This window comes from Chamaesiphon sp. OTE_75_metabat_556 (assembly GCF_031378165.1).
GTDB lineage: Bacteria > Cyanobacteriota > Cyanobacteriia > Cyanobacteriales > Chamaesiphonaceae > Chamaesiphon.
Genome location: NZ_JANNDR010000071.1, coordinates 1 through 15,930 on the forward strand (window position 1 = coordinate 1; position 15,930 = coordinate 15,930).

Here is a 15,930-nt window from a genome sequence, read left to right on the forward strand (position 1 = left end):
AGTTGGATGGAATCACCCTTCCCTTAAAGTTGTCGGCTTTTGCCTTGGCAGTCTTCGTCATGTCTATCCCCCGAGTCGATGGAATAATAACGCTTGTGAATGCATCTTACTCTTAAATAGACCTGCTGTGAAAGGATTCGATCGATCTTGTAACATCAAGGAATCATCTCACAATACCGAGCTAGAGATTGAGGCATGAACGGGAATCTAAAGTCGGTCGCTCAAACCAACAAAGGGTCGATATTGAACCTTTCCCCCTTTACCCTAACCCCAAAAACGTTTAAAGTGAAAGTCGCAAGCTAAACCTATCTGTTCGATCGAGAAGATTCCCATGGCAATCCGCGAAGTTTTCATGCCTGCTCTAAGTTCCACCATGACTGAAGGTAAGATCGTCTCCTGGCAAAAATCGCCAGGGGATAAAGTCAAAAAAGGCGAAATCGTTGTCGTGGTCGAATCCGACAAGGCAGATATGGATGTCGAGACATTTTATGAAGGCTTTATTGCGACGATTATCGTCCAGGCGGGTGAATCCGCGCCAGTCGGCTCGGCGATCGCCCTAGTAGCTGAAACCGAAGCCGAGATTGAAACTGCCAAACAGCAAGCACAAGGCCAGCCTCAAGCTGCGACAGTCGCCGCCGCAGCACCAGCAACCCCAGTCGCCGCAACTATGGCGACACCTGTCGCCCAAGCAGCAACTACTCTCAGAAGCGATCGACCCGTTGTTTCGCCCCGGGCGAGGAAGCTCGCCAAAGAATATGGCGTCGCCGTCGAATCGATCCATGGCACGGGTCCCAACGGTCGGATTACGGCTGAAGATGTCAGTACTGCTGCCGGAAAACCAGTTGTAGCTGCCACTCCAAGCACGCCCGCAACGGCGATCGCCGTTCCGGCCGTCACACCACCAGTCGCACCGCCGATGGCTACTGGTACGCCACGGGTCGTACCCTTCAACACGCTCCAATCCGCTGTCAATCGCAACATGATGGCGAGCCTTGCGGTACCGACATTCCGCGTCGGCTACACGATCGAAACCAATCATCTCGACAAGTTGTACAAGCAAGTCAAAGCCAAAGGGGTCACCATGACGGCACTGCTAGCCAAAGCCGTCGCCATCACCCTCGCCCAACATCCAAAGGTGAATGCTAGTTATAGCGATGCTGGGGTCAATCACCCTGGTGCGATTAATATCGCTGTCGCCGTTGCGATGCCCGATGGTGGTTTGATTACCCCCGTCTTGCAACATGCCGACCAACTCGATCTTTACTCCCTGTCGCGGATGTGGAAAGATCTAGTCGATCGGGCGCGGATCAAGCAGTTACAGCCCCAGGAATACAGCTCTGGTACCTTTACCATCTCCAACCTCGGAATGCTCGGTGTCGATCGGTTTGATGCCATCCTGCCCCCTGGTACGGGCGCAATTCTCGCGGTCGGTGCCTCCCAGCCGACTGTAGTTGCCAGTGAAGAAGGTACGTTTGCCATTCGTCGCCAAATGCAGGTAAATATGACCGCCGATCACCGGATTATCTATGGTGCGGATGCGGCTAATTTCCTCAAGGATTTGGCGTTATTACTTGAAACTAATACTCAATCTTTAACCCTCTAGCAGCAGTTCTGAATCGATCGACGATTGACAATCCACAAAATCAGTAGGGGTAATTCATGAAGCGGCTCGCGCTCCTCGGCTTTGCCGAGGGTTTAGCGAGACAAGACATTACCCCTACCTGATTTTGTTTATGGTTTGGGTGAATCCCAAAACATGTATCTCACAAACACCGCTAATAATGTGCCAAGCGTAGATGTGAGCACTAGCCCGATAAATGTCCAGAGCCGATTATCTAGTTTCGTCAAGGTGGCTTCGACGATCGTTAATCTTGAATCTATCACCTTGAGATCTCCCTTGATGTCACTCAACTTGGTGTCAATATTGGCAAATTTTGTATCGATATTGGCAAATCCTAGTCTGGTTTCTTCTCTTAGTCCAGTGATGAGATCTTTGAGTTCTTTAATATCCGTGTCGGTTGCTTGAGTCATATCTGGCGATCGATTCTCTGCGGCTCGATAGCCTTACTAGTTTCCAACTAGCAGGGCTATTTTAATTGTAGATGAGATTTTCTCAAGCTCTGATTACTTGGCGGAGATCCTGAGGTAATTGGGCTGACTGACGATCCGATCGAGCCAAGCTAAAATAGCCGGAAATCTACTGAGATCGAAGTCGCCGTCTTCTGCCACATGAGTATAAGCATAAAGTGAAATATCCGCGATCGAATAGCGATTGCCGACGAAATAATCGAATTTGGTTAAATGCTGTTCCATCACTTGGAGTGCGGCATAGCCCAAGGCTTGTTTGTGAGCGATCGCTTCTTGGTGTTGATCGGCGATTTTGGCGATCGCAATCCAATATCTCACCGTGGCAATATTTGGCTCGTGACTGAATTGCTCGAAAAATAACCACTGCATTACCTTCGCGCGTTCCCAGCGATCTTGGGGTAAAAAGTCCGTACCGTCAGCTAAATAATAGATAATGGCATTGGATTCTGGCAAATACTGTCCGGGACTAACTTCCAAAACTGGTATTTTCCCCACTGGATTCATCGTCAGAAATTCCGGCGTCCGGCTCTCACCCTGATGGATATCGACGGGAATACATTCATAAGCGATCCCGAGTTGATTGAGCAGTAAGCGGATCTTGTAACAATTGCCGGACAGTGCGTATTGATAGAGTTTGAGCATCAGATTTGGCTGGTTTTAAAAGACGATCGCGCGATCGCCGAGTGAAATCTATATTAATCTAATGTTAGGGTCTGGGACTGAGCACAGTCGCCGCCTACCTATTCTCTACCCCCGAACCTCCAATGTGGTGGCAACAATTAAAACAAAATGGATTGGCTAGATTGGGTGCGATCGCCTTAATCGTCATGTACCTGGCAGTCATCGCCGCAGAGTTTGTTTCGCCATATAATCCCCTTGCCCCACAGGATGATGGCTCGCTGCTGCCACCAACTGCTATCCATTGGACAGATCCACAGGGGGGATTGAGTTGGCCGTATGTCTACCCGACGACTCAGGCTCAGACAGATATCAAGACAGGTGATCGACCGTTGAAAATCGATACTACCCAAGCATCGCCAATTAGCTTCTTTGTGCGCGGTTCTAGCTACCAATTATTTCAACTCAGTATCCCCTTGCTGCCGAAATTCGATCCGGCAATGAGTAAGAAAACCAAGAAAGGTAAAGCCCCAATTGTGAAGCCAAAAGCTGACGCTCAAGAAATTACTCTTTTCCCCGGAATTACCAGCGATTGGCATTTATTTGGGACGACAGGTGCGGGCAAAATCAATCTATTTGGTACCGACGAACAGGGTCGAGATCAATTCACTCGGCTCGTCTATGGGGGTAGAATCAGTCTATTTATCGGGTTAATTGGCGTGTTAATCTCTTTCCCGATTGGGATGATTTTGGGTGGGATTGCGGGCTATTTTGGGGGCTGGATCGATGCGGCGATCATGCGGGTGGCGGAGGTGTTGATGACGTTACCGAGTCTGTATTTATTAGTTGCTTTAGCTTCGGTTTTACCCGATAGAGTCAGTAGCTCCCAACGCTTTTTACTGATTATTATCATTACCTCGTTTATCAGTTGGGCAGGATTGGCGCGAGTAATTCGCGGTCAAGTCTTATCGATTAAGGAACGAGAATTTGTCCAGGCAGCACGGGCGATGGGGGCGAAACCGTTGTATATTATCGTCCGCCATGTATTGCCGCAGACGGCTACTTATTTGATTATTTCCGCGACGCTAGCGATTCCGAGTTTTATTGTTTCGGAATCGGTATTGAGCCTGATCGGATTGGGAATTCAACCACCCGATCCTTCGTGGGGAAATCTCCTCTCGATCGCCACCAATACTTCGATTCTGATCTTTCAACCGTGGTTGATTTGGCCGCCAGCAGTATTAATTATTCTGACTGTCTTATCCTTCAATCTGCTCGGCGATGGTTTGCGCGATGCCCTCGATCCTCGGAATTTACAACGTTCTTCAACTAATACATTAGGCTAATCCAACAGATATTATCCCTGTTTCTATTACTTGAGATAGGCGATCGTCACACCGCCGCCGCCGTCTTTTTCACCGGCTAATTCAAATCGATCGACTTGGGGATGATGGGTGAGGAATTCATGGACGCCTTCACGGAGTTTGCCGGTACCTTTGCCATGAATCACCCACATGATACCGGATTGATAAGCTTGCCCGATCCCACGTTCGATTTCGCTCTCGGCATTTGCCACTCTTTGCCCGCGAATATCGACAGTATTTGTTGATGTCCGAATTGCGACAACTGGCGTGGTAGTCGTGGTTTTCCCTGGCACTTTAGCCCCAGATTTTTTCGGTAGCGGAGTAGCTTTTTCGCCGGTGAGTGATTCGATGTCAGCTAGGGCGACATTCATTTTCATGATGCCGAATTTGACATTGAGATTGCCATTGTCATCTACTTCACTCAAGACTTCGGCTTTTTGGCCGATCTTGGGGATGCGGATGCGATCGCCCACTTTGGGATTGAAGCCTGGAGGCGGCTTAGGAGTGGTTTTAGCTGGCAGGCGGCGAGTAGAGACGCCATCGAGTTCGGCGGTGGCTTGCTGGGCGGCCTGGGCGGTTTGGGGGCCTTGTTGGAGTTGGCGGATGACTTGGGCGATTTCGCTTTTGGCTTCGATGATGGCGGCTTGGACGGCGCGTTCTTGGTTGACTTTGAGTTCCTGTTCGCGGGCTTGCAACTGGGCAGCTTTTTGGGAAACTTCGAGATAAAAGGCTTCGGCTTGTTTTAAAATAGTCGCCGCTTCATTGGCTTTGGCTTCCTGGTTGCGGCGTTGGGCTTCGAGTCCAGCGATGACTGCGTTGACTTCTTGCGTCGCGCCTAATATTACCTGAGCTTTGGCATTCTCAATTACGGCTGGATTCAACCCCAATCTTTGGGCGATCGATAGGGCATTCGATCGACCGGGGATGCCCCATAATAAGCGATAAGTCGGCGCGAGATTGACGTCATCAAATTCGACCGAAGCATTTTCAAAGCGACTGTCTTGATATTTGAGGGTTTTTAACTCGCCATAGTGAGTAGACGCGATCGTCAGCATCGCCCGATCGGCTAAATATTGCAATAGCGCGATCGCTAGGGCACTACCTTCGGCGGGATCGGTGCCGGCGCCGACTTCATCGAGGAGGATGAGGGATGTGAGTTGGGAGTCGGGCGTTGGGAGTTGGGAGACAGTGGATAGTGGATAGTGGATAGTGGATAGTGTTTCCGACGGTTCTTTTTTCTCTTCTTCTCCCAACTCCTCACTCCCTGCTTGGTGAAACGCACGCTGAGGAGACCTCAGCGCGATTTCATCCGCAACTCCCGACTCCCCAATTGCATCCAAAATTCGACTAATCCGGCGAATATGTCCCGAAAAAGTGGAGAGACTTTGCTGAAGGGATTGTTCGTCGCCGATGTCGGCAAGAATCAGGTCGAACCAGGGGATCTCAACTGGCTCGCGAGCGGGGATAAATAGCCCCACCTTGGCCATCAAAGCGACGATCGCCAGGGTTTTGAGGGTAACAGTTTTACCGCCGGTGTTGGGGCCAGTAATCGTGACGACGCGGATATCTGGGCGGATCGATAGATCGATCGGCACGACGGGAACACCTGATTCATGGCGGTGTTTCCAGATCAGTAAGGGATGGCGGAGTTGGCGCAGGGTAATATATTCGTTTGCTTCGCGATCGATAAATTTAGGCGGATTGGCTTCTAACCACAGGCTGTAGCGCGCTCTAGCTGTAGCCAGATCGATCGTGGTGGCGACTACCAGCAGATGTTCGAGATCGGCTACTACTTCAGTTACTTTGGCGGTGAGCGCGGTTAATACTGCTTCGATTTCCCGCTGTTCTTGGCGTAAGAGTTGGCGGAGTTGGTTGCCGAGATTGATGATTTGCTGGGGTTCGACATATAAAGTCGAGCCGCTGCCAGAGGTATCATGAACGACACCAGGAATCGCATCTTTATGGGAGGCTTTAACTGGAATCACGAACCGATCGCCCCGTTGGGTGATTAATGGCTGTTGAATGGCATTGGCTTGCCGCTGCATGAGACTATTGAGAAACTTGTAAATCTGATCGCGTAAGCCTTTGAGCTGGATGCGCACCTGGGCTAATTTCTCACTCGATCGATCGGTGACATCGCCGCGATCGTCGATACAGTGATAGATATCTTGTTCTAATTCTGGATACGTCCGCACATCGGCGACTAAGCCCTGTAAAACGGGGATCTGTTCTTCACTATCAATCGTCCGGCGCAGCTTGCGCATTCCCGCTAGGGTAGTAGCGATCTCGTGCAACTCTCTACCCGAAAGCATTCCCTGGACAGCGGCGCGTTCGAGAGCATCCCCAAAATCTTCGATCCCATCGAGAGACAATCCACCTGTCAAGCGGGTTTCTAAGTCATACACCTCTTTGGTTTGAGCGAGGAGATTCAGACTGATCCTCGGACTGTGGGGAATGACTAAATTTCGTGCGGCAATCGTACCCAATTTTGTCGCCGCAAATGTCGCTACCTGCTGGCACAATCGCGACCATTCCAATAACTCTAAAGTCTCTGCCTGAATCACTACTCTACGCTCGATGTTACCTTGCTAACTATTATAGATGCTGGGGATTGGGGATTTGCAAGGTTTGGAGGTGGCGATCGAGAACGTTTTTAATACATCAAACTGAGGAATGGGATCATCGATCGATTAACGCTACCAAATTTTGGCCATTTGCAGTGTCAAGCCTGGTAATTCTGGATCGCAGCTCACCCGTTCTGGTTGGTTTAAGACGGCCACCGAACCATCTGCGCGATAGCAATAAACCGTGCGAGTTTGTCTGTCGATTAATAATCCCAATCTCGCGCCGTTCTCAATATATTCCTGCATTTTGGTTTGCAAACTTTTAAGGGTATCGCTAGCGGATCTTAGCTCCACGACAAAATCAGGACAAATCGGCGCGAAGGAGGCTTTTTGCGCTTCGGTGAGAGCATTCCAGCGATCGAGCCTAATCCACGAAGCATCAGGCGATCTCACGGCTCCATTTGGTAGTGTGAATCCCGCACTAGAATCAAATGCTTCGCCATTCTCACGCTCTTCTGTCCAGCGAGTCAGTTGATAACCGATTTTGTTGTTACGATTTCCGGTATCTGAAAAAGCTGGGGGCATAACGATGACTTCGCCATTGGGATTACGTTCGATGCGGAGATTGGGATTGCGATGACAAAATTCATAAAATTGCGCCTCACTCATCTGTGGCAATGTCATTAGAGCGGAGATATCTACTGTCATCGACATCGGTGCTGTTTTAATTTGTAGATTAGTCATGTTGCTCCAATCTTAATTATTGCCAAGATATTACTTATATTCTAAATTAAATTGAGTTCAGATAGTAAGCTGTGTCTATGCTATTTCTCGATCGATTAATTCAAGTTGAGCCTGACGATCGTTGATGACTGTAATATTCATACCGGCAATTATTCTATTTCTCGATTGCGATAAGTGACCTTAATTTCTTCAATTAGATCATAGACCAAAGATTCAATTTTGGTAGTTGTTTGTCCGCGTTGCATTTCAGTACCGATCGATTGAGTGAAATTTTCGGCCAGACGACGGCTGAGTTTCGCGCTATCGGGATCTTCTAGTAACTTGGTGAGGGCTGTATAGATGGAAGTGGAGACTTCTGTGACAACTCGATCGATCGCTTGGGCTGGCAATTCACCGATCCCTGGGAGTAGTTGGAGATTGCGATAGGCGGGAGATTCTGATAAAGCTTTTTGAAATAAGAAGCGCAAAATTGCTTCTAAATCCGGTTGAACCTTGGGAATAACCCGATAGACAACTATTTCTAAAATTATTTCGATTAAACCTTCGATTTCATTGATATTATTTAAGTCTACATGTGGTGTGTTGAGATAGCTGCGGAGGACAAGAGCGATTTGGCCATCTCTAAGCGCATCTTGAGTTTGTTGTAATGTCTGGAGGATTACGGCCTCAGTTAATTCGATGACAATCTGACCGACGAATAAGCGATTGAGTTCTGATTCAATTAGCTCAGTATTGATTAATTTGACTTGTTTCAACCGCACGACAACTGGAATTATCCGCAAAAATTGGGCGAATGGTAACAATAAAATCAGATCGTACCAGCGGCGGATCGTTACTTGTTGCCATCTCAGTTGCCGATCACGGCGGCGAAAAAAGAAAATTCTCCCCAGTAGTTCGCTGGCAAAAATACCGATAAAAACCATGTCGATCTGCCAAAAATCATCGACATAGTTACCAGAATCATTCAATCGTCGATAATAGTTGGTGACAATTAACGGCTTGATTGTGCGATCGAAAAATTGAAGCTCTTTATCCCAGCCAGCTTTAGTGAGATAATCTTGACTCCAGAAGGTATTAAAGGCACCTTTGGCTGATTGATTCTGGACGCGATCTCGGACATCATTTTTAATTTTTTCCAAGTTGCCCGTTTTGTGAGCTACTTGAAAAGGATTGTTTTGAATCATGCTGGTGCTCAAAGTATCCAATTCTTGGAGCCAGCTTTGAGTCTGCGATGAAGCTAATCCAGTTTGGTTGACGGTGTTTCTGAGTTGTTCGACTGCATTGAGATACCGGATTGTTTCGCGATGGGGTTCGATCCCTTTAAATTGATCGTATGTTTGCACGACCAGCGGCAAGTTGCGAAAGTAAACATCGCGAGCAGGAATATAAGTAAGGTCGAATATCGATACGATAAAACTCATCGCGGCAATCATTGCCATCGATCGTTCAAACCACATATTCTGCCGAGTAGTTGGTACTAACACTAAAAGATATTACAAAATACGTGCATCTCGCCACTCATTTTAGAGTATTTTGGCTATAGTTATTAGGCAATCAAATGGTTGCACACACATTTAGGGTTTAGTTCTAATGTTACCATTCTGCTAAAATCCATAGCCTAACACCTAGTCCCTAATCCCTAAACCACATGGCGATCGTACAAGATTTCAACTGGAACAAGCTCCAAAATGGCTCAGACATCCGGGGGATTGCCCTCGAAGGAGTCCAAGACGAACGTGTCAATCTTACCCCCGCAGTCGCCAAAATTCTCGGACAAGCTTTTGCCACATGGCTCGCAAACAAGCGAAATAAACCGATCTCTGAATTAATGGTAGCAGTGGGACGCGATAGTCGCTTATCTGGACCGGCAATTATGGCAGCTACGCTGGATGGAATTACTGCCGTCGGTACGCAGGCGTATGACTTCGATCTGGCTTCGACACCAGCGATGTTTATGAGTACGATTACCCCTGGATTTGAGTACGATGGTGCGATTATGCTCACTGCCAGTCATTTACCATTCAATCGCAATGGGTTGAAATTTTTCACCGCGCAAGGTGGTTTGGAAAAGAAAGATATTAGCGATATTTTACAGTTAGCAGCGAGTAATAGTTTTCAACTTGCCACTGTAAAAGGGTCGATCGCCAAACGCGATTTTATGTCTATATATGCTAACCAATTTGTCACTCAAATCCGGCAAGCTGTCAATCGATCGGATAATTTCGATCGACCGTTAGCGGGGTTGAAAATTATCGTCGATGCGGGTAATGGTGCGGGGGGTTTTTATGCAGATCGCGTGTTGGAACCTTTGGGTGCGGATACGACAGGCAGCCAGTTTCTAGAGCCAGATGGCACCTTCCCCAACCATGTCCCCAACCCTGAAGATCCGACGGCAATGGCCGCCATTTGTCAGGCTGTCGTCGCGCAGCAGGCGGACTTTGGGATTATTTTTGATACGGATGTCGATCGATCGGCGGCAGTAGATAGCACGGGCAAAGAACTCAATCGCAATCGCCTAATCGGCTTGATTAGCGCGATCGTTTTGCAAGAACATCCCAAGTCTACAATCGTGACTGATTCGATTACTTCCGATGGTTTGACGCAATTTATCGAGGGAGATTTGGGCGGTACTCATCATCGGTTCAAACGTGGTTATAAAAATGTCATCAATGAGTCGATGCGGTTAAATAAAGAGGGTAAAGAATCATGGGTCGCGATCGAAACTTCGGGACATGCGGCGATGAAAGAAAATCACTTTCTCGACGATGGTGCCTATCTAGTCAGTAAACTCTTAATCGAACTCGCTAAATCTAAATTAGCTGGCAAATCGTTAACCGATCTAATTACCAATCTCCAAGAACCAGTCGAAAGTCAAGAGTTACGCATCAAGATAACAACCGATGATTTTCAAGCCTATGGAAATGAAGTAATCGATCGAATGCAAGCATTCGCAGCAAGTCAATCCGACTGGAAAATCGTTCCTAATAACTATGAAGGGGTACGCATAGCTTGTACTTCTGAGCATGAATCTGGTTGGTTCCTATTGCGATTGTCCCTCCACGATCCGGTAATTCCCGTGAATATCGAATCAAATGTAGCGGGGGGTGTCGATCGGATCGAGCAGCGACTACTATCTTTTTTAAAAACCCAGGAAGCTCTCAATTTAGCTGCTTTTCAATCTTAATCGATCGAGAAAAGGCTAAACCTCCGCCCAAATTGATTCCCACCTTGTCTTGGGATCGATCGATGATCATCGCAAATAAAACTCGATTGGCATGGGGATGGGTGTATATGCGATCGATCGGTTGCGTAGATCTACCTAACCCACTGGGCGGGTCACCCGACCAGCAGCCCTATAGGCACCCCTCCTCGGAGGGGATTTTTCACCGATTCTCTCGACCTTGCAATCGCAGTCCATCTATTAATCTGACAAATCATAGTTCGAGATTTTGTCTAAATACTAAAGTGGCTAACCGCTGCCCGAATGGCGATGAACCATACTGCCAGCGTGGAAAATAGGTAGAGATAAAACCGTAGGATAACTAGATTAAACGTGCAATGGACAGCACTATGCAAGACGCGAAACACGACGAAGATCCAAGCCGCATTGACATAGATGGGATCTACTTGCTGCGTTACAAATAGATAGAGAACGAGTGCGTAGAAAATTATGGGGATCTCGAACAGGTTCTGAAGATTAGCGGCAGGATTGGATACACTCGGTGGCGATAGTTGGGCTAATGCGCCAGGTACAGCTAGATCCTTCGGGCTAATCTTGCGACCTGTGATGAAGCGAATCCGGCGGATATACATATATACCCAGACAATGAGCGTCAGAAATATCGTGGCAAAGAAGGGGCTAAAAATGGCAGTTTGAGTCATTGGGATGGCGATGATTCGATCGGCTGATGTTAGTATAAGTTCAGGAATTTTATACCGATAGTCCTCGATCGGGTACTCTTTTCGACAGATGACGAGTTTCTTACCAGTTTTATTTCAAGAGATCGATCTAGTCAAAACCGAAGCAGATTTGCGATCGCAAATTGTGCCGCAGATTCGCGAACACTTTGTAACTACCAAAGCGGGTATTTTTTTCTTCGATAAACTTTCGACACTCAATCCCAGTCTCCAAAACATCCTGAAAATTGCCCTATCGATCGATCGTAATCCTCTCGCCCGTTATTTAGTCGAGCATCACGCGCCAGTACATGAAGGCTTGGTGACATCACCCAAGGTGTGGAGCGCGATTTGTCCGCGTGCGGATCATTGGCATGTGATGGTCGGGCCGATCGTCAGTCGGGGTAAATTAGTAGGTGCAGTGGGTTGCACGCGCGAAAAATCCCTGCCTGCTTTCGACAGCCAAAATTTAACCGATCTGAGTGGGATCTGCTTGCACTTATCGATTTGGGCGACGACGGTTAGAACCACTACGCCAATTTTCCAGACAGAGAAATTAACGCCGCGCGAATTAGAAATTGTCAAATTAGTGGCGTTGGGGCGCACGAATGCCGAAATCGGGCAGGAATTGTGGATTACCGAAAATTCGGTCAAGCAGGCTTTGAAGCGGATGTTTCGGAAGCTGGAAGTCTCATCGCGTACTGAAATGGTAGCGCAGCTTGCTAGTTAATTGACAATTGACGGCTTCAGAAACCCAAGCTTAGTTTTTCTCGCCTAATAATCCTTCGATCGCGGCGAGACTAGCGGGATCTAAATATTGTTTGTTGTTTGCAACGACAGATGAAAGAAAGTTTCTGACCAGATCGTCGTCGATCGACCAAACTACTTGCCGATTGGAAATTGCGGCTGCGACGATCGTATTTACTTGCGCGGCGGTAAATTCTGAATAGTAACTTAATTTGGCGATCGCGGCTTGCGTACCCGCGATCGAATGACTGTTGACTAAATCTCTAATTAAAAATTCTTTATCGCGCACGCTAGCTAACGCAATTTCGGGGAATTGTTCTTTACAGAAGCTTGATAATCGTTTGTAGAAGTGAATTTTTGTTTGTTTTTTGCGATCCCACTCAGTCATCAAGAAATCGCTAAATTCATCGTCACTTAGTGCCGAACAATAGTCTTTGTCACCAGTAATAAAATAGAGGTCTTTACCGACTGGCGTTTGATCTAGCAGACATTCCCAATTGATCGCATCGCCCAAAGAGTTATTCTTGCCAGGTGGATTGCCGATGCCCATGCGGTACCGCGCTCGATCGAGTACGGTACTATTCGGTGTCAGTTGTTTACCGAGTCTAAATAAAGATTGAATGATCCCATCGGCTTTGAGGGCTTTGGCTTTAATATCGATGGCGATCCTGGCCACTAATGCGGCATGAGCTTGTTCGTATTGTTTGAGGGATTCTCTCAAGATTTCGATTTCGGCGTAGTCTTCACAGAGTTGGGGAAATTGGGGATTGAAAGTTTGATTGCGGAAGGATTTGATCGCCCCGTCGATTCGTTGTTCGCGATTGCGACTGAATTCATCCAAGATCTGATCGGTAAATAATAGCGTAATTTGTTGTCGATCGATCGCGTCAATTAATTTATTTAGTTCGGCGAGATCTTCTTGATTGAGTGCGTAGAAAGATAGCAGAATATTAGTGTCGATAAAAAGCTGCATATCTTTAGTGAGGGGATAGAGGGTAGAGGAGGGGGAGATGGATTAGATGAATTTAATTAATATTCACAAATCGAATTACTAATTTGATTTAGCGTCTTTTGCAAAGAGCGAGCGTCCACCCTAATAGCTATCGCCCTATTTACTACTTTTCATCCTATCTAAATATACATCTTTGATGCTACTTATTGAACAGAACCCGATCTCTGCCGTCAATTGACGATGCTTTGGGGTGGGAATTGGGAGCGGGGGGATCGGATCTGAACCAGTCATAATCTGGTAACGATCGATCGGCAGCTTAACTCCTAGCAGACAGGAATAAAGCCGATCGATGCGGAGCATCGACTCCCATCGGTCAATTAAAATCCGCGTGCTGTGCCTTCGCCGCGTGGATCGGCAGCACCTTCGAGACGGCCATCGGGGAGCTGTTGGATCGCATTGGCATTGCCCCAATAGCTGCGCGGCTCGATCGAGTGTCCGCGCCGCCGGAGTTCGGCGAGAGTCGCGGTATCGAAGCCCCAGGGATCGACGTTTACCTTGTCTGGCAGCCACTGCTGATGCACTCGCCCCGCCGCTACCGCCGCGCCGACATCCATTTTGTACTCCAGGACATTGAGCAAGATTTGCAAAACGGTGGTGATAATCGTACTGCCGCCCGGTGCGCCGACGGCGAGGCGAAATTTACCATTCTCAGTGACGATCGTCGGTGTCATACTCGATAGGGGTGTTTTACCAGGGGCGATCGAGTTTTTGTCGCCACCGACTAAACCAAACACGTTGGGTACTCCAGGCGCGATCGCAAAATCATCCATCTCATCGTTTAATAAAATCCCCGTGCCTGGGACTACTACCCCCGCGCCAAACCGATAATTGACTGTAAATGTCAGGCTGACCACATTGCGATCGCGATCGACCACGTTCAGGTGGCTGGTTTCCAGCGATTCTGGCGATCTGGATGGGTCTTTTTTGTGAGTACCAATACCCCCACGGGTGCCCACGAGCGGCGTTTTTATTCGGGGGTTCCCCCCGAATAATAAAACGTCAAGACGGGGCACCCCTACAGTCGATTGGGTGGTGACTCGATCGAATTGTTTGAGGATCTCTGGTGTCGCCGGACGGACGAGTTTAGACGAACGCGCCTTTTGTGGATCGATTTCCTGACGGCGGTTGGTGGCATAGGCGGGATTGGTCAGAGCCGAGACAGGTACCTTGGTAAAATCGGGATCGCCGAGATATGCCGATCGATCTGCATAGGCAATCCGCATCGATTCGATCAGCAGATGCAGCGCATCGGGACTATGCCAACCCAATGCGGCTAGATCCGTGCTACCGATCGTATTTAAGATTTGGATTAAATGTACGCCCCCAGAAGACGGCGGCGCCATCGAACAGACATGATATTTACGGAACTTTCCGCAGACAGGTTCGCGCCACTTGGGGCGATAGGCTTGGAGATCGGCGCGGGTAATTAAGCCCTTGTTTTGGCGCATGTCGCGATCGATCGCACTGGCGATCGATCCGGTATAAAAGTTCTGGGGATTGCGAGCGACGGCAATTAGCGTCCGCGCCAAATCCCGCTGGATCAGTCGTTCGCCTGGTTGCAGCGGTCGCCCGTTGCGTGTAAAAATCTCCCGTGCCGCTGGATTGCTGGCTAAGAGTTGCTGTTTTGATTTAGCTTGCTCGGTATAAATTTCACTGACAATAAACCCCTGCCGCGCTAGTTTGATGGCGGGGGCGACTACCGTCCGCCAAGGTAACTTGCCATACTGCTGGTGCGCGGCGGCTAGTCCCGCGATCGTCCCAGGCACTCCTGCCGCCAAATGTCCTTCCAGACTCGCATTCGGGCGCACCTTGCCCTGGGCGTCTAAATACATATTCCGCGATGCTTTTTGGGGCGCACGCTCCCGAAAATCTAGGGATTTAAGATCTTTCCCCATTTTCGTCACCATAAACCCGCCACCGCCAATCCCCGCCGAAAACGGTTCTACCACCGAAATCGCCAAAGTCGTCGCCACCGCTGCATCCACAGCATTACCCCCCTGCCGCAGAATTTCCACCCCCGCCTGAGTTGCCAATGGATGAGCGGATGTGACCATCCCATTTTGACTGCGAGTCGGACGCGGATAAGCTGCGAACGCCGGCACAGAACCAGCTAGGATCGGGAGTAAGCTAATAGTTAGCATGTAGCGGTAAACATATCTCCAACTGCTCGCCATCTTCATCTCCACGCCCTTTGCGCCTTTGCGGTTTAATCAAATCATATGCCAAAACTAATTGTCGCCACTAGCAATCCTGGTAAATTGCGCGAAATGCAAGCCTATCTGAGCGGTAGTGCCTGGGAATTGAGCCTCAAACCCGCCGAATTGGATGTCGATGAGACTGGCATCACCTTTGCCGCTAACGCCTGTCAGAAAGCCTCAGAGGTGGCGATCGCGCTAAACGCCTGGACAATCGCTGATGATTCTGGTTTGCAAGTAGATGCTCTCAATGGTGCGCCGGGAATTTATTCAGCCCGGTATGCCAAGACTGACAAAGAACGGATTGATCGCCTGCTCGCAGAGTTAGCCAATTTCCCCACACCCAGCCAACGCCAAGCCCAATTTGTCTGTGCTGTCGCTGTCGCCCGTCCCGACGGATCGATCGCCGCTCAAGCTGAAGGCATTTGTCCTGGCGAAATTCTCACCGTACCGCGCGGTATCGATGGTTTTGGCTACGATCCGATTTTTTACGTCCCGAACAAACAACTTGCTTTCGCCGAAATGTCTGTCACCACCAAGCGCAGTATCAGTCATCGCGGCATCGCCTTCGATCAGATTAGCCAAAAATTGGCAGAGATTGCTAATATCGATCGCTAATGACGGCTTATCCCATTAGAGGATGTTTGGAAATATAGACACGATCGATCGGTTTATACCCACATTGGTGGTAATCCCCCTAA

At 48.5% G+C, this 15,930-nt stretch carries 14 protein-coding genes; 6 read left to right on the top strand and 8 right to left on the bottom strand.

The features are described 5' to 3' along the window. Together RMO27_RS03385 and RMO27_RS03390 are read left to right on the top strand one after the other, a co-directional pair. A partial coding sequence (locus RMO27_RS03385) for a hypothetical protein (RefSeq protein WP_309729097.1) occupies positions 1–199 on the top strand: 199 nt, incomplete at its 5' end. Between the two features lie 132 nt (positions 200–331). Beyond that, entirely contained in the window at positions 332–1,603 is a 1,272-nt protein-coding gene (locus RMO27_RS03390; RefSeq protein ID WP_309729099.1) for a dihydrolipoamide acetyltransferase family protein, read from the top strand. Positions 1,604–1,731: 128 nt separating this feature from the next. Here the strand turns inward: RMO27_RS03390 and RMO27_RS03395 are convergent, their stop codons facing one another. After that, positions 1,732–2,031: a hypothetical protein gene (locus RMO27_RS03395; RefSeq protein WP_309729102.1), complete on the bottom strand. Its 300-nt coding sequence runs from the start codon at positions 2,029–2,031 to the stop codon at positions 1,732–1,734. Between the two features lie 93 nt (positions 2,032–2,124). Further along, positions 2,125–2,730: a glutathione S-transferase family protein gene (locus RMO27_RS03400; RefSeq protein WP_309729104.1), complete on the bottom strand. Its 606-nt coding sequence runs from the start codon at positions 2,728–2,730 to the stop codon at positions 2,125–2,127. 122 nt (positions 2,731–2,852) lie between these two features. Here RMO27_RS03400 and RMO27_RS03405 point away from each other — a divergent pair, with 122 nt between their 5' ends. Beyond that, the gene (locus RMO27_RS03405) at positions 2,853–4,052 is read left to right on the top strand and encodes an ABC transporter permease (RefSeq protein WP_309729106.1); all 1,200 of its coding nucleotides are present in this window, start codon (positions 2,853–2,855) and stop codon (positions 4,050–4,052) included. 26 nt (positions 4,053–4,078) lie between these two features. Here the strand turns inward: RMO27_RS03405 and RMO27_RS03410 are convergent, their stop codons facing one another. The 3 genes from RMO27_RS03410 to RMO27_RS03420 form a co-directional block, all read right to left on the bottom strand. Further along, entirely contained in the window at positions 4,079–6,634 is a 2,556-nt protein-coding gene (locus RMO27_RS03410) for an endonuclease MutS2 (protein WP_309729108.1), read from the bottom strand. A gap of 132 nt (positions 6,635–6,766) precedes the next feature. Further along, positions 6,767–7,378: a Uma2 family endonuclease gene (locus tag RMO27_RS03415; RefSeq protein WP_309729110.1), complete on the bottom strand. Its 612-nt coding sequence runs from the start codon at positions 7,376–7,378 to the stop codon at positions 6,767–6,769. 149 nt (positions 7,379–7,527) lie between these two features. Beyond that, entirely contained in the window at positions 7,528–8,835 is a 1,308-nt protein-coding gene (locus RMO27_RS03420; RefSeq protein ID WP_309729112.1) for a hypothetical protein, read from the bottom strand. 191 nt (positions 8,836–9,026) lie between these two features. On the opposite strand from RMO27_RS03420, the gene RMO27_RS03425 reads away from it, so the two are divergent. Next, positions 9,027–10,562, top strand: coding sequence for a phosphomannomutase/phosphoglucomutase (locus RMO27_RS03425; protein WP_309729114.1), 1,536 nt, complete (start codon positions 9,027–9,029; stop codon positions 10,560–10,562). A gap of 269 nt (positions 10,563–10,831) precedes the next feature. Here the strand turns inward: RMO27_RS03425 and RMO27_RS03430 are convergent, their stop codons facing one another. Next, positions 10,832–11,260: an MAPEG family protein gene (locus RMO27_RS03430; RefSeq protein ID WP_309729116.1), complete on the bottom strand. Its 429-nt coding sequence runs from the start codon at positions 11,258–11,260 to the stop codon at positions 10,832–10,834. A gap of 88 nt (positions 11,261–11,348) precedes the next feature. Here RMO27_RS03430 and RMO27_RS03435 point away from each other — a divergent pair, with 88 nt between their 5' ends. After that, a complete protein-coding gene (locus tag RMO27_RS03435) occupies positions 11,349–12,005 on the top strand; it encodes a helix-turn-helix transcriptional regulator (protein ID WP_309729118.1) in 657 nt (218 codons plus the stop codon). A gap of 30 nt (positions 12,006–12,035) precedes the next feature. Here RMO27_RS03435 and RMO27_RS03440 read toward each other — a convergent pair whose 3' ends face one another. Together RMO27_RS03440 and ggt are read right to left on the bottom strand one after the other, a co-directional pair. After that, on the bottom strand, positions 12,036–12,995 hold the full coding sequence (locus RMO27_RS03440) for a PIN domain-containing protein (RefSeq protein ID WP_309729119.1): 960 nt from the start codon (positions 12,993–12,995) through the stop codon (positions 12,036–12,038). Between the two features lie 356 nt (positions 12,996–13,351). Beyond that, positions 13,352–15,175, bottom strand: a complete 1,824-nt coding sequence (gene ggt, locus RMO27_RS03445) for a gamma-glutamyltransferase (protein ID WP_309729121.1) — start codon at positions 15,173–15,175, stop codon at positions 13,352–13,354. Between the two features lie 78 nt (positions 15,176–15,253). On the opposite strand from ggt, the gene rdgB reads away from it, so the two are divergent. Further along, complete coding sequence (rdgB, locus tag RMO27_RS03450) at positions 15,254–15,847, top strand: RdgB/HAM1 family non-canonical purine NTP pyrophosphatase (RefSeq protein ID WP_309729124.1); 594 nt, start codon at positions 15,254–15,256, stop codon at positions 15,845–15,847. Positions 15,848–15,930 lie beyond the last annotated feature (83 nt).

What these genes read in the sequence shown, in the direction of transcription:
- RMO27_RS03390 (WP_309729099.1), top strand. Translation starts at nt 332, where the DNA reads ATGGCAATCCGCGAAGTTTTCATGCCTGCTCTAAGTTCCACCATGACT.
- RMO27_RS03395 (WP_309729102.1), bottom strand. Translation starts at nt 2,031, where the DNA reads ATGACTCAAGCAACCGACACGGATATTAAAGAACTCAAAGATCTCATC.
- RMO27_RS03400 (WP_309729104.1), bottom strand. Translation starts at nt 2,730, where the DNA reads ATGCTCAAACTCTATCAATACGCACTGTCCGGCAATTGTTACAAGATC.
- RMO27_RS03405 (WP_309729106.1), top strand. Translation starts at nt 2,853, where the DNA reads ATGTGGTGGCAACAATTAAAACAAAATGGATTGGCTAGATTGGGTGCG.
- RMO27_RS03415 (WP_309729110.1), bottom strand. Translation starts at nt 7,378, where the DNA reads ATGACTAATCTACAAATTAAAACAGCACCGATGTCGATGACAGTAGAT.
- RMO27_RS03420 (WP_309729112.1), bottom strand. Translation starts at nt 8,835, where the DNA reads ATGTGGTTTGAACGATCGATGGCAATGATTGCCGCGATGAGTTTTATC.
- RMO27_RS03425 (WP_309729114.1), top strand. Translation starts at nt 9,027, where the DNA reads ATGGCGATCGTACAAGATTTCAACTGGAACAAGCTCCAAAATGGCTCA.
- RMO27_RS03430 (WP_309729116.1), bottom strand. Translation starts at nt 11,260, where the DNA reads ATGACTCAAACTGCCATTTTTAGCCCCTTCTTTGCCACGATATTTCTG.
- RMO27_RS03435 (WP_309729118.1), top strand. Translation starts at nt 11,349, where the DNA reads ATGACGAGTTTCTTACCAGTTTTATTTCAAGAGATCGATCTAGTCAAA.
- RMO27_RS03440 (WP_309729119.1), bottom strand. Translation starts at nt 12,995, where the DNA reads ATGCAGCTTTTTATCGACACTAATATTCTGCTATCTTTCTACGCACTC.
- ggt (WP_309729121.1), bottom strand. Translation starts at nt 15,175, where the DNA reads ATGCTAACTATTAGCTTACTCCCGATCCTAGCTGGTTCTGTGCCGGCG.
- rdgB (WP_309729124.1), top strand. Translation starts at nt 15,254, where the DNA reads ATGCCAAAACTAATTGTCGCCACTAGCAATCCTGGTAAATTGCGCGAA.